General features: G+C 64.4%; 11 protein-coding genes. 6 read left to right on the top strand and 5 right to left on the bottom strand.

Going from position 1 to position 13,049, the window contains the following annotated elements; genetic code table 11:
* Positions 1 to 2: 2 nt before the first annotated feature.
* From nuoN to ACXYMN_RS11050, 4 genes are all read left to right on the top strand, one after another.
* Positions 3 to 1,445 carry an NADH-quinone oxidoreductase subunit NuoN gene (gene nuoN, locus ACXYMN_RS11035; RefSeq protein ID WP_459013687.1) on the top strand — a complete coding sequence of 481 codons (1,443 nt, stop codon included), beginning with the start codon at positions 3 to 5 and terminating at the stop codon, positions 1,443 to 1,445.
* A 142-nt stretch (positions 1,446 to 1,587) separates the two neighbouring features.
* Positions 1,588 to 2,334 (top strand): biotin--[acetyl-CoA-carboxylase] ligase, encoded by a 747-nt coding sequence (locus tag ACXYMN_RS11040; protein ID WP_459013688.1) that lies wholly within the window; start codon positions 1,588 to 1,590, stop codon positions 2,332 to 2,334.
* A 14-nt stretch (positions 2,335 to 2,348) separates the two neighbouring features.
* Entirely contained in the window at positions 2,349 to 3,131 is a 783-nt protein-coding gene (locus ACXYMN_RS11045; protein WP_459013689.1) for a type III pantothenate kinase, read from the top strand.
* On the top strand, positions 3,128 to 4,789 hold the full coding sequence (locus ACXYMN_RS11050) for a ribonuclease J (RefSeq protein ID WP_459013690.1): 1,662 nt from the start codon (positions 3,128 to 3,130) through the stop codon (positions 4,787 to 4,789). The genes ACXYMN_RS11045 and ACXYMN_RS11050 overlap by 4 nt, the downstream gene beginning before the upstream one ends.
* An 88-nt stretch (positions 4,790 to 4,877) precedes the next feature.
* Here the strand turns inward: ACXYMN_RS11050 and ACXYMN_RS11055 are convergent, their stop codons facing one another.
* The 4 genes from ACXYMN_RS11055 to ACXYMN_RS11070 all read right to left on the bottom strand — a co-directional run bounded on the left by ACXYMN_RS11055 (position 4,878) and on the right by ACXYMN_RS11070 (position 11,036).
* On the bottom strand, positions 4,878 to 6,482 hold the full coding sequence (locus tag ACXYMN_RS11055; protein ID WP_459013691.1) for a DEAD/DEAH box helicase: 1,605 nt from the start codon (positions 6,480 to 6,482) through the stop codon (positions 4,878 to 4,880).
* A gap of 160 nt (positions 6,483 to 6,642) precedes the next feature.
* Positions 6,643 to 7,581, bottom strand: coding sequence for a glycosyltransferase family 2 protein (locus ACXYMN_RS11060; protein WP_459013692.1), 939 nt, complete (start codon positions 7,579 to 7,581; stop codon positions 6,643 to 6,645).
* Entirely contained in the window at positions 7,578 to 9,365 is a 1,788-nt protein-coding gene (locus ACXYMN_RS11065) for a glycosyltransferase family 2 protein (RefSeq protein WP_459013693.1), read from the bottom strand. Before ACXYMN_RS11065 ends, ACXYMN_RS11060 begins: the two co-directional genes overlap by 4 nt.
* Before the next feature lie 63 nt (positions 9,366 to 9,428).
* On the bottom strand, positions 9,429 to 11,036 hold the full coding sequence (locus tag ACXYMN_RS11070) for a peptide chain release factor 3 (protein WP_459013695.1): 1,608 nt from the start codon (positions 11,034 to 11,036) through the stop codon (positions 9,429 to 9,431).
* Positions 11,037 to 11,123: 87 nt separating this feature from the next.
* Here ACXYMN_RS11070 and ACXYMN_RS11075 point away from each other — a divergent pair, with 87 nt between their 5' ends.
* Together ACXYMN_RS11075 and ACXYMN_RS11080 are read left to right on the top strand one after the other, a co-directional pair.
* Positions 11,124 to 11,378: a DUF7218 family protein gene (locus ACXYMN_RS11075; protein ID WP_459013696.1), complete on the top strand. Its 255-nt coding sequence runs from the start codon at positions 11,124 to 11,126 to the stop codon at positions 11,376 to 11,378.
* 108 nt (positions 11,379 to 11,486) lie between these two features.
* Positions 11,487 to 11,861 carry a SnoaL-like domain-containing protein gene (locus ACXYMN_RS11080; RefSeq protein WP_459013697.1) on the top strand — a complete coding sequence of 125 codons (375 nt, stop codon included), beginning with the start codon at positions 11,487 to 11,489 and terminating at the stop codon, positions 11,859 to 11,861.
* A 129-nt stretch (positions 11,862 to 11,990) separates the two neighbouring features.
* Here ACXYMN_RS11080 and ACXYMN_RS11085 read toward each other — a convergent pair whose 3' ends face one another.
* On the bottom strand, positions 11,991 to 13,007 hold the full coding sequence (locus ACXYMN_RS11085) for a Hint domain-containing protein (protein ID WP_459013698.1): 1,017 nt from the start codon (positions 13,005 to 13,007) through the stop codon (positions 11,991 to 11,993).
* Between the last annotated feature and the right edge of the window lie 42 nt (positions 13,008 to 13,049).

A 13,049-nucleotide genomic window follows, 5' to 3' on the forward strand; every position in this document is an offset into this window, starting at 1 on the left:
CCATGATCCAGTCAGACCTCGCCATCATCCTTCCCGAGATCGTCATCGCGGTCTTTGCCATGCTCGCCCTGATCGGCGCGGTCTATACCGGCAAGGACACGCTGTCCTCGATGCTGGTCTGGGTGACCGCGGGTCTCTTTGCCATTGTCGCGCTCTGGATCGCGACCAGCGGCAGCGGCACCGAGGTCGCCTTCGGCGGCATGTTCATCGACGACAGCTTCGCACGGTTCGCCAAGGTGACGATCCTTGTCTCCGCCGCCGCGGTCCTGATGATGAGTCAGGATTACATGGCGCGCCGGGGTATCCTGCGCTTCGAATATCCGCTTCTGATCGCACTGGCCGCCGTCGGCATGATGATGATGGTCTCCGCCGGGGATCTCATGTCGCTCTACATGGGGCTCGAGCTGCAATCGCTGGCGCTTTACGTCGTCGCGTCGCTGCGCCGCGATTCCGTGGTCTCGACCGAGGCGGGCCTGAAGTATTTCGTGCTTGGCGCGTTGTCTTCGGGGCTGCTGCTTTACGGTGCGTCGCTGACCTACGGCTTCGCGGGCACCACGCTGTTCTCGGGCATCATCGAGGCCGCGGGCGAGGGGCAGGCATCGCTGGGCCTGCTGTTCGGTCTGGTCTTCATGGCCTCGGGCCTTGCGTTCAAGGTGTCGGCGGTGCCGTTTCACATGTGGACGCCCGATGTCTACGAGGGCTCTCCCACGCCGGTTACTGCGTTCTTCGCCACCGCCCCCAAGGTCGCGGCCATGGCGCTGTTCGCGCGGCTGATGTTCGAGGCATTCGGCGGCGTCGTCGGCGACTGGCAGCAGATCATCGCCTTCCTGTCGGTGCTGTCGATGTTCCTCGGGGCGATCGCCGCCATCGGGCAGACCAACATCAAGCGCCTGATGGCCTATTCCTCGATTGCCCATATGGGTTACGCGCTGATGGGGCTCGCGGCGGGCACGCAGTTCGGTGTGCAGGCGCTGCTGATCTACATGGCGATCTACGTGACGATGAATGTCGGCACCTTCGCCTTCATCCTGTCGATGGAGCGGGACGGACATCCGGTGACCGACATCGCGTCGCTCAACAGCTTCGCCAAGGTGGAGCCGGGGCGGGCGCTGGCCATGCTGGTGCTGCTCTTCTCGCTGGCAGGCGTGCCGCCGCTGGTGGGCTTTTTCGGCAAGTTCTACGTGCTGCGCGCGGCCTATGAGGGCGGTCTGGCCTGGCTGGCCATCGCCGGGGTCGTCGCGTCGGTGATCGGCGCGTTCTACTATCTGCGCATCGTCTATTACATGTATTTCGGCGAAGAGCGGGATGACGGCCTCGACCAGGGCACATCGCCCATCCTCTACGGTTTCCTGACGATGTCGGCGCTGGCGATGGTGGTCGGGGTGGTCAACCTCTTCGGCATCGAAGGCGCGGCGGCGGCGGCAGCGGCGACACTCGTGCCGTGATCCTGGCCCGGATACCTGATCCAGCGGTGACGCGGCCCCATGGGCCGCGTCGCTTGTCTTTTGGGCGGGACGGTGCCGTCCCCCTCCGGCCCGGTCGCGGACCACGGACGCGTGTGGTCCAGCGCCGGTTCGGGTCGCGCTCATGAGCTGGCCCGACGGCTATGGCCGCATCATCCTCGATACCGTTGACAGCACCAATGCCGAGGCGCTGCGTCAGGCCGACGCGCTTGCGGGCGCGACCTGGATCTTGGCGCGCCACCAGACCGCTGCACGTGGCCGCCGGGGCCGCGCCTGGGCCAACCCGCCAGGCAATTTCGCGGCCACGCTGCTGCTGCACCCGACCGAGCCCGCCGCCGACGTCGCGCTGCGGTCGTTCGCGGTTGCGTTGGCGCTGTTCGATGCCTGCGTCGCCCTGACCGGTCGGGCCGCGCCCTTTGCGCTGAAGTGGCCGAACGACGTTCTGCTCAATGGCGGCAAGGTCGCGGGCATCCTGCTCGAGACGGCGGGGCAGGGCACGTCGATCCGGCACCTTGCCATCGGCGTCGGCGTCAACCTGCGCGCGGCCCCGGATGCGGATGCGGTCGAGCAGCGGGCGCTCGCGCCGGTGTCGCTGCTGTCCGAGACCGGCGCCGACATCACCCCCGATGCCTTTCTCGATGCGCTCGCCACCGCATATGCGCGCCATGAGACGACTCTGACCACCTACGGTTTTGCGCCGATCCGCGCCGCCTGGCTGGACCGGGCCGCCCGCCTCGGTGCGGTGATCACCGCCCGAACCGGCCAGGCCGAGACCACCGGCACCTTCGAGACGGTAGACGCCACCGGTCGACTTGTCCTAGTGACACAGGAAGGCCGGACATCCATCGCCGCCGCTGACGTGTTTTTCTGAAAGGAGGCGCCGCCATGCTACTTGCAGTCGATTGCGGCAACACCAACACCGTCTTCTCGATCTGGGACGGGGCAGAGTTCATCGCCACCTGGCGCACCGCGACCGAACACCAGCGCACCGCCGACCAGTATTACGTCTGGCTGTCGACGCTGATGAAACTGCGTGGTATCGAGGCCCGGATCACCGACATGATCGTCTCGACCACGGTGCCGCGCGTGGTGTTCAACCTGCGGGTGCTTGCGGATCGCTATTTCAATACGCGGCCCCTCGTGGTGGGCAAGCCCGATTGCATGCTGCCCATCGACGTGCGGGTGGATGCCGGCACCGCCGTCGGGCCGGACCGGCTGGTCAACTCGGTCGCGGGCTTCGATCTTTACGGCGGCGACCTGATCGTCGTCGATTTCGGCACCGCGACCACCTTCGACGTGGTCGATACCGACGGTGCCTATGTCGGTGGTGTGATCGCGCCGGGGGTGAACCTGTCACTGCAGGCCCTGCACGAGGCCGCCGCCGCCTTGCCGCATGTCGACATCACGCGCCCGCAGACGGTTGTGGGCACCAACACCGTTGCCTGCATGCAATCGGGCATCTTCTTTGGATATGTCGGCGTCATCCGCGAGGTCTGTGCCCGCATCAAGGAAGAACGCGACCGCGACATGAAGATTATCGCCACCGGCGGGCTTGCCTCGTTGTTTCAACAATCCGAAGCGCTATTTGACGACTGGAAAGACGATCTTACGATGCACGGGCTGACCGTGATCCACAATTACAACAAAACCGAGGGAACCCTCTCATGAGCGGTAAACGCTTGATCTACCTCGCGCTTGGCGGCGCGGGTGAAATTGGCATGAATTGTTATGTCTATGGCTATGGTGAGCCGGATCAGGAGCGACTGATCGTCGTCGATCTGGGCGTCACCTTTCCGGATATGGACACCTCGCCCGGTGTCGATCTGATCTTTCCGGACGTGAGCTGGCTGAAGGCCCGTCGCGACCGGATCGAGGCGATCTTCATTACCCATGCCCACGAAGACCATGTGGGCGCGATCTCGCATTTCTGGGAAGATCTGGGCGCGCCGGTCTATGCCCGTGCTTTCACCGCGAATATCGCGCGGCGCAAGTTCGACGAACGCGGCCTCAACCCCGAGATCGTCAAGACCCAGGCACCCTGGCCGGTGCAACAGGCGGCGGGCCCGTTCAACGTTGGCTTCGCGCCGATCTCGCACTCGATCCCGGAAAGCTCGTCCATGGTGATCGACACGCCGCTGGGCCGGGTCGTGCATTCCGGCGACTTCAAGATCGACGTGACCCCGGTGGTCGGCGAGCCGTTCGACCGCGCCATGTGGGAAAAGATCAGCGCCGATGGCGTCATCGCCCTGGTCTGCGATTCGACCAATGTCTTCTCCGAGCATGAAGGCCGCTCCGAAGCCACCGTCGGCCCCGAGATCGAGAAGTTGCTGCTCGATGCGAAAAGCATGGTCGTCGCCACCACCTTCGCCTCCAACGTGGCGCGTCTCAAGACGCTGGCCGAGGCCGGCGAACGGGCAGGGCGATCCATCGTGCTGATGGGGCGGGCCATGCGGCGCATGGTCGAGGCGGGCGTCGAGACCGGTGTGCTGACAGGGTTTCCCACCACGGTGCCGATCGAGAACGCGGGCGATGTGCCGCGCGACAGCCTGATGCTGATCGTCACCGGCAGCCAGGGCGAACGCCGGGCGGCATCGGCGCAGCTGGCGCGGGGCAAGCATTTCGGCATCGAGCTGAAGGACGGCGATCTGTTCCTGTTCTCGTCCAAGACCATTCCGGGCAACGAGAAGGGCGTCATCCGCATCATGAACCAGCTCTCGGAAAAGGGCGTGGACGTGGTCGATGACAGCTCCGGGCGCTATCACGTCTCGGGTCACGCCAACCGCCCCGATCTGGTGGCGATGCACCGGATCACCAACGCCGACCTCGTCATCCCGATGCACGGTGAGCACCGGCACCTGCGCACCCATGTGAAACTTGCCGAAAGCATGGGTCGCAAGGGCGCGCTTGCGCCGAATGGCACGATGATCGACCTGTCGACCGGCAAGCCGTGCGACTTCGTCGAGACCGGCCGCGTCTATCTGGATGGCTCGGTCAAGGTCGGCGCCATGGACGGCGTGGTGCGCGACCGCATCCGCATGGCGCTGAACGGGCATGTCACCGTGACGCTGGTTCTGGACGAAGACGACAAGCCGCTGGGCGAGCCATGGTGCGACATCATGGGCCTGTCCGAAACCGGTCGCAGCCGCCAGTCGCTGGATGCCGCGCTGGAGGAAGAGCTTGGCCAGTTCGTCGAGCGAGCCAAGGCGAAGGTGCTGTCCGATGACAAGGCCCTTGAAGATGGGTTGCGTCGCACGGTTCGCAGTGCCGCGCAGAACGAAATCGGCAAGAAGCCGGAAGTGACGGTGGTGATCAGCCGCCTGAGCTGACCCGGGCTGGACCCCGGCAACGACAAAGGCCGCCCCCGGGGGCGGCCTTTTCCGATTGTATCCTTGCGGTGGAGCCGGCGGCAGTTGCTCAGCCCGCCATCCGCTCTTCCAGGCTCATGGCGATGAAGGTGGGCATGTGGTCGCCCATGCCGACAACCTTGTTGTTGTCGTCGCGCCCGCCCCGGCCCGCGTTGCCGCCGCCACGCCGACCGCGCGACTTGTCGTTGTCGCGCCCGCCGCGCGTGGCCTTGGCATCTTGCGACGCGTTGGCCTGCGATTTGTCCGCGCCCGGTGCCGGGTCGCGCGGGGTGGCCGCATCTGCGACCGGGGCCGCCGGGGCGGCACCCGTTTCTGCCGCATCCCGGGCTACCGGCAACACCTCGACCGCCTCGGCAACAGACGTGCCGGTCGCGGGTGCATCCGCCTTGGCCTCGGGCGCGACGTCGTCCTTCTTGCTGCGGCTGCGGCGCGCGCGCTTGGGCTTGTCGTCGCTTGTCGCGGATTTGGTCTCGGGCGCGGCGTCGGCGGCCTTTTCAGGAGCCTCGCCCGCGGGGTTCGCCAGCTTCGGGATCGTCTTGCCGAGCAGACGCTCGACCGCCTCCAGGTTCTTTTCGTCGCGCGGGGTGCACAGCGTGATCGCCTTGCCGTCGCGGCCCGCGCGGCCCGTCCGCCCGATACGGTGGACGTAGTCCTCCGCATGGCTGGGCACGTCGTAGTTGAACACATGGCTGACCGACGGCACGTCAAGACCGCGCGCCGCCACGTCGGACGCCACGAGGATCTTCAGCTCGCCCGCGCGGAAACCGTCTAGGGTGCGCGTGCGCTGCGACTGTTCCAGATCGCCGTGGATCGGCGCGGCGTCGTAGCCGTATTTCTTCAACGATTTCGAAACGATATCCACATCGACCTTGCGATTGCAGAAGATGATCGCGTTGGTCAGCTTGTCGCCTTCCGCGTCGATGACCGCGCGCATCGCGCTGCGTTTTTCGCTGTCGGTGCGGTCGCGGCGCGTCGGGTGAAGCATCAGCACGCCCTGTTCGATCGTCTCCGAGGCGGTGGCCTGACGCGACACCTCGATCCGTGCGGGGTTCGACAGGAAGGTGTTGGTGATCCGCTCGATCTCGGGGGCCATGGTGGCCGAGAAGAACAGCGTCTGCCGGGTAAAGGGCGTGAGCGAGAAGATCCGCTCGATATCCGGAATGAAGCCCATGTCGAGCATCCGGTCGGCCTCATCGACGACCATAATCTCGATGCCGGTCAGCAACAGCTTGCCGCGCTCGAAATGGTCAAGCAGGCGTCCGGGTGTCGCGATCAGGACGTCCACGCCCTTGTCGATCAGCTGGTCCTGTTCCTTGAACGAGACGCCGCCGATCAGCAGCGCCTTGGTCAGCTTGACGTGCTTGGAATAGGTTTCGAAGTTCTCGGCCACCTGTGCCGCAAGTTCGCGGGTGGGGCAAAGCACGAGGCTGCGCGGCATACGTGCACGAGCACGCCCACGGGCCAGCTTGGTGATCATGGGCAGCGTGAAGGACGCCGTCTTGCCGGTGCCGGTCTGGGCAATGCCCAGAACATCGCGGCCCTCCAGCGCGGGCGGGATCGCACCGGCCTGGATGGGGGTGGGCGTCTCGTAGCCCGCTTCCGTGACAGCTTTCAGCACCTTGGGGCCGAGATTTAGATCGGTAAATTTGGTCATGTGTATCCGATATTCACGGACACGTTCAGGCCCGTGCGTCTGCTTCTGTCCGACCGAACGCTGGGCCGGGGCGCGAAAACCTCTTCGCGCGACGTTTGCCTCTTAGCCGAAAGCCGTTGCCGCGTCAATAAAGCCCGCCTGACCCTGTCCCGTAACGGTCTCAGCAGGCGGGGAAATGCCGCTGCACGAGCCTCGGCAGGTCCATCGGATAGCGGCGCAGCAATCCCTCGGCCTCCAGATCGGCCACCAGCGTCGGCGAAGCCGTTGCCACGGCATCGTAAAAGGCGCGCAACCCATCCTCGCCCTGTGCCGATTCGATCTGGCGGAACAGGTCGAACAGCTTGAGCGCACCCTGGGATCGGGCCTGCGGGTTCAAGGCGTCCCGATACGACCCGCGGTCCAGCCGGAACCTGTAGGCCGCGCGGAACGACTCCCAGGATGCGGCGTGGAAATGCCCAAGCTCGATATCGGTCAAGGCCCTTTCGCCGGGATTCTGCTGACCGTCCAGAATCACATTATGGATGCGAATCTGCAAACCCTTCGTCCCTGGCCTGAAGAACAGCTTGCCCGCCACATGGCTCAGAAATCCGCCGGAAAGATGTTGCGCCCAGGGCCCGAAGACCCTTTCGGCGGCGGCGTTCCGCTTTGCCTGATCAAGATGAAATGCCTTGAACAGCTTTGATATTCCAGGGGTTTCGACCGGTGCCAGCGCCTCGATCGGGCGCACCCGCGCACACAGGCATTCAGGCGGCAGCCTGTCGAGCGACGCCGCGATCCCACCCCTGCACAGCAGAAATTCATCGACATCGATATGGGCAAGCCAGTCCACTTCCGTCTTGCGATTATTCGCGTGCCTTGCATTGCGGCACTGGCGGTTCTGGTGCTTGTCCGGTCGCCCGCCCTTGCCGTCCCAATAGGCGGCATCGGTTTCGACCACCCGCAGTTTGGGGTGCCGTGACAGGGCGCGCATCGCCGCGGCGTCCCCGTCGTCAAGATAAACGAAGATCCTCTCTGCGCCCTCCTCCAGATGCCAGGCGGCGAATTCGAGGATGCGGGGCAGCGGGGCCTTGATCGTCGAAACGATCCCCCACCTGCTCATGCCGCGCGCCCCCGGAATACCCGCGCCACGGACGCGTCGAGATCGAGGTCATGTTCGACCAGCATGCCATGCGCCTCCAGCCTGCGCCGCAGATCCGGGGTGTCGCGACAGACCTCGTCGAAAAACGCCCGGATCCCGGCCTCGCCTTCCTCGGCCTCGAGATAGCCCAGGATGTCGGCCACGCCCAATCGGTCAGGCCGTTCGCTTTGCTTGGCGTAGGATCCGACGCTTTTGCGAAACGGCAGGTCCCTGACGAAGGTTTCCCAGGTCGGCGCGTGCAAATGCGCCAGAAGGCAGCCGTCGAGCTTGGCCTTGTTGGACACATCCGCACCTTTGTATTTCAATGTATGGATGCCCAGCCGTGTGTCAGGAATGCCCGTTCGCGCAAAGATCTTGCCCGAGGAGTGGCTCAGAAATCCGCCGTACAGGTGCATTCCGAAGGTCGGGTAGATGTCCTGAACCCGGGCTTTTTTCACACCGGCGGTCGAGTGGGTCTTCTTGAAGGCCCGCGGCATCTGCCCGTGCGGGACCGCCAACGCCTCGACCGGGGCCAGATGCGCAAGCGCGGCGTCCGGGGCAACGCCCGCCAACAGGTCTGCGACGGGTCGGTCGGGCAATAGAAATTCGTCGACGTCGATATGCGCAAGCCAGTCGAGGTCGCCAGCGGTCTGGCGCAGGCTTCGGGTCGCGTTGAAGACCTGACGCAGTTGGTGGGCGGCCATGCGCGGCTTGCCGGATGCGGCCCAATATGCCGCGTCGCAGGTCATGACGGACACGCGCGGATCCCGGGACAGGATTGCGCACGCCTCTTCCTGCGGCTCATCAAGGTAAATGTGCAAGGCGTGCGCGCCCAGATCCAGATGGTGCGCGGCAAATCGCAAGATGTCCTCGGTCTCTGCACGGATCGTCGCCACCACGCCCCACCGCAACGCGACCGCCTTGCGCGCGGACCTGCCGGGCGGAACCGGTGCGGGGTTTTGCGCCGGACGCGGCTTTTCCGGCGATTTGGCGCGCCGGGCCTTGCGGATCTTCATCCGGTGCAGCCTGCGGAAGATGGTGGCCGGGTCGTCTATGATTGCTTCGATCAAGCCATGGGCGAGCGGGCGGATCACCGGCTCGTCCTCCGCCTCCTGCCAGAGACGGCCCAGCATGTTCACATCCAGACCGCCCGACCCCAGCGCGTAGGGATCCATCTCGAGCGGCAGATCTGCCCTGATCCTGTTGTCCAGCGCAAAGGGCTTCTCCGGCGGGATTCCGGAAAAAAGCCGTTCGCTTTCATAGAGTTTCATGGCCCCGAACAAGGTCGACATGGCCAGTCCCACCGCCCGCTCGCCTGCGGTTGCGCCATGGTCGCCAAAGGTCGTGATTGCCGAGACCTGCCACCGCGGATCGAGCGCGTCCATCAGGAACGTTGCCTCTTCGGTCCAGAGCCTGCGGAACAGCGCGGGCGTGTGGTCGGGAAAGGTACGTTTGCGCAGATGCGCGATCAGCAGACCATGCAGGAAGGCCAGTTCGCTGCGCCCCGCGAATTCCTGACGCAACGCAAAGCGCTTGCGGTGGTAGGTCGACCGGAAGGGCGGCGCTTCATCGGGGTCGTCCGCGGGGTCGGTCACCATGGCGGTTTTCAGGCGGGCAAGGTCGAGGTCGAGCGGTGGCAGCGCCTCGCCCTCGGCATAGCCGATCGGGTCGCGCCGCCCCTCCATCTGGGTCAGCACGGCTTCCATACCGCCGGGATAGCTGGAACTGTTGCGCGACGAATTGGCCATGACGAAAACGTGGCGCACCTTCGCGGCCAGAACAAGGCTGCAACGCGTAAAACCGGCGGCAGGCCCTGCCGTCCGGTCGGCTCAGACCATCATTTCCTTCGTCGCCGACAGGGTGATGTCGGGGTAGTCCCGCACGACGCGGTCGATATCCCATTGCAATCGGGTCAGATAGACGATGTCACCATCATTGTCGCGCGCGATGTGCTGGGGGTTGGCCGCGACGAACGCGTCGACCGCCTGCCGGTCGCCATGAACCCAGCGCGCGGATGTGAATTGCGACGCCTCGAACCGAACCGGCAGCCCGTATTCCAGCTCGATGCGGCTGCCAAGCACTTCGAATTGCAACGGTCCCACGACGCCCACGATGAAGCCGGAGCCGATATTGGGTTTGAACACCTTGGCCGCCCCTTCTTCGGCGAATTGCATCAGGGCCTTCTCAAGGTGCTTTGCCTTGAGCGGATCGCCCGCGCGGGCGGTTTGCAGCAACTCGGGCGCAAAGGACGGGATGCCGGTGACCTTGATCGCCTCGCCTTCGGTCAGGGTATCGCCGATCCGCAACTGGCCATGGTTCGGGATACCTATGATGTCGCCGGCCCAGGCCTCTTCGGCAAGCTCGCGGTCCGAGGCCAGAAACAGCACCGGGTTCGAGATCGCCATGGGTTTCTTGGTGCGCACGTGCGTCAGTTTCATACCACGTTCGAAATGGCCCGACGACAGGCGCACGAAGGCCACCCGGTCGCGGTGCTTGGGGTCCATGTTGGCTTGCACCTTGAAGACGAAGCCCGCGACCTTCGGCTCTTCGGGGGCGATCTGACGGGGTTCGGCCGCCGTCGGTTGCGGTTCGGGTGCCAGCGCGCCGATGCCATCCATCAGCTCTTTCACGCCAAACGAATTGATCGCCGAACCGAACCAGATCGGCGTCATATGCCCTTCCGCGACGGCCTGTGGATCAAGCGCTGGCAGCAAGGCGCGGGCCATCTCGACCTCTTCGCGCAGCTGTTCCAGCAGGGGCCCGGGCACATGCTCGGCCAGTTTCGGATCGTCCAGTCCGCTGATTTGAATGGAGGCCGCGACCTTGTTCCGGTCGGCGCGATCCATGATTTCCAGCCGGTCCCGCAGCATGTCGTAGGCACCGACAAAATCGCGGCCCGAGCCGATGGGCCAGGAGGCGGGTGTCACATCAATGGCCAGGTTTTCCTGGATCTCGTCGATTATCTCGAAGGTATCCCGGCTTTCACGGTCCATCTTGTTGCAGAACGTCAGGATCGGAAGGTCGCGCATGCGACAGACCTCGAACAGCTTTTGCGTCTGGCTTTCGACGCCCTTCGCACCATCGATAACCATGATCGCGGAATCGACCGCCGTCAGCGTGCGATAGGTGTCTTCCGAAAAGTCGGAATGGCCCGGTGTATCCACGAGGTTGTAGCGGAAGTTCTTGTAGTCGAACGACATCGCCGAGGCCGACACCGAGATGCCGCGATCCTTCTCCATCTGCATGAAGTCCGACCGTGTGCGCCGCGCTTCGCCCTTGGCGCGCACCTGTCCGGCCATCTGGATCGCGCCGCCGAACAGCAGAAATTTTTCGGTCAGCGTCGTCTTGCCCGCATCGGGATGCGAGATGATGGCGAACGTGCGCCGCCGCGCGATTTCGGCGGGCAGGGCGGGGCGGTTTTTGGGGATGTCCAACATGGATCGCGTCATAGAAGCGGGGGGCGCCCTTGGCAAGGAACCCATCGGCAGGGCCCCGGGTTGAACCGCCACACCAGGAGGAAGAATATGTCCCGCCCAAGCATCAAGAACGAAAAGCTGTATGACGATCTGCGCGATGACGGCATGTCGAAGGAAAAGGCCGCCCGCATTGCCAATGCGAAGGCCAACGACGGGATGTCGCCATCCGAGAAGGGCGGCAAGCAACCGCCGTATGAGGAATGGACCAAGGATGATCTCTACTCCCGTGCGCGGGAAATCGGCATCGATGGCCGATCCGACATGACAAAAGACGACCTGATCGCTGCGTTGCGCGACCACTGATCCCGCCCCTCCGCCTGCACTGTCGTCATCGAACTGCGTTATTCATTCTCGAATCACATTGCATCGTGTAACGTGAACATTCCATGAACACGCAAAAGGAAGATCGAGATGACATTGCAGGACATCGGCAATGAACTGGTGGCGGGTTGCCGCGAGGGGCGCGAGAGCGAAAACCTCGGCAAGCTTTACGCAGATGACGCTGTCTCGGTCGAGGCGATGTGCATGCCGGGCACCGACAGCCGCGAAACCGCGGGCCTTGACGGTATTCGCGGCAAACATGCCTGGTGGGACAACGCGATGGAGGTGCATTCCAACGACGTCTCCGGGCCCTTCCTGCACGGCGACGATCGCTTTGCGGTGATGTTCCGCGTCGACGCCACCGACAAGGACAGCGGCAATCGCATGCAGTTGGAGGAAGTGGGCATTTACCACGTCGCGGACGGCAAGATCGTGCGCGAAGAGTTCTACTATACCATGGACTGACCGAAGGGTGACCTGTCAGGGTGCGCTTTGCGGCTTTGCGGTCATGACGGATCGCAAGGCCGCTTCACCTTGCGAAAATATCCCATGTTGATCGACGATTTGTGCGAACGCGACCAAACATCCGGTTCACTATCCGCCCGATGACTTGCGCAGGACCGCCGCGGCATCGCCGCGCGTCAGCAGATCCTTGTGAACCTCAAGGTCGCCATGCGCGCTTTCACGATGACCCGGCAGCATGGCCTCCAGCGCGCCGTCAAACTCGCTGGGCAGGATCGCCCGGGTCCGGTCGTCGACCAGCATCGACTCGGCGGCGATCCCTTCGGCGAAGATGATCTGGTGGTGGTCGAACAGCATCTGGAAATAATCGACGAAGCCACCCGACAACATCCGGATCGAATCGCCATTGACCAGATGCCGCGCCCTCACCAGGATCTCGGCACGCCCGGCGCCAAGTTCGTCGCGGCGCTGGTAGATGAACAGCCGGTGATCCGGGCTGACGATCAAGTCATTGATATTGTTCAACGCTCCGGCCCGGATCACAACCGGAGCAAAGCCGCCCACGGCCCGCGTCGTGCGTTGACCGATCCAGCGAATAGCCTGCGGACCATCGTCGCGCGTCAGCACCCGGTCCCCCACCTTCAACGCTTCGACCGGGCATTGTTCGCCGGATGCCAGCGTGATCAGCGTGCCGCGGGTGAAAGACACGCAGGCCAGCTGGGCGAAGGTCGCCAGCGCCCCCTCGGTGTCGATGCCCACCAGCGCATAGTCGAGACGCGGTTCCAGCGGGGCCAGCGGCAACAGGTAAAGGCTGCGCACATCGCCGTCCCGATCGGTCTCGACCAGCACGATTGCCTGCGTGGTCTGGCCATCGCCCGACATCAGCGTCAGCGCGCAATCGAGGTGCAGGTCGGCCCCGTCGCGGCCCACATCAGAGCCCGCGACGATGGAAAACGGCCCGCCCGGGCGCGCCACCACGCGCAGCTGCGCCTCGCCCGCAATGGGCGACAGACGATAGATGTCGTCCAGCGCGAGATCTTCGGCGAAACTGACCGCGTCTCCCAGGTTGGCCCCGTTCGCCACGCGAAAATGCTCTGCCCGGTAGACGGTCAGGGACTGGGTCGAGCGGGGGCTGCCGCTGGTGTTCATCGTTCCATTCTCGTATTCGAGGTCAGAAGGGCCGTGCCGCCT

Source organism: Roseivivax sp. CAU 1753, from assembly GCF_054482575.1.

Excerpts from the sequence above, each read along its gene's own strand:
- ACXYMN_RS11050 (WP_459013690.1), top strand. The coding sequence starts at position 3,128 with ATGAGCGGTAAACGCTTGATCTACCTCGCGCTTGGCGGCGCGGGTGAA.
- ACXYMN_RS11045 (WP_459013689.1), top strand. The coding sequence starts at position 2,349 with ATGCTACTTGCAGTCGATTGCGGCAACACCAACACCGTCTTCTCGATC.
- ACXYMN_RS11060 (WP_459013692.1), bottom strand. The coding sequence starts at position 7,581 with ATGAGCAGGTGGGGGATCGTTTCGACGATCAAGGCCCCGCTGCCCCGC.
- ACXYMN_RS11040 (WP_459013688.1), top strand. The coding sequence starts at position 1,588 with ATGAGCTGGCCCGACGGCTATGGCCGCATCATCCTCGATACCGTTGAC.
- ACXYMN_RS11055 (WP_459013691.1), bottom strand. The coding sequence starts at position 6,482 with ATGACCAAATTTACCGATCTAAATCTCGGCCCCAAGGTGCTGAAAGCT.
- nuoN (WP_459013687.1), top strand. The coding sequence starts at position 3 with ATGATCCAGTCAGACCTCGCCATCATCCTTCCCGAGATCGTCATCGCG.
- ACXYMN_RS11070 (WP_459013695.1), bottom strand. The coding sequence starts at position 11,036 with ATGTTGGACATCCCCAAAAACCGCCCCGCCCTGCCCGCCGAAATCGCG.
- ACXYMN_RS11085 (WP_459013698.1), bottom strand. The coding sequence starts at position 13,007 with ATGAACACCAGCGGCAGCCCCCGCTCGACCCAGTCCCTGACCGTCTAC.
- ACXYMN_RS11075 (WP_459013696.1), top strand. The coding sequence starts at position 11,124 with ATGTCCCGCCCAAGCATCAAGAACGAAAAGCTGTATGACGATCTGCGC.
- ACXYMN_RS11080 (WP_459013697.1), top strand. The coding sequence starts at position 11,487 with ATGACATTGCAGGACATCGGCAATGAACTGGTGGCGGGTTGCCGCGAG.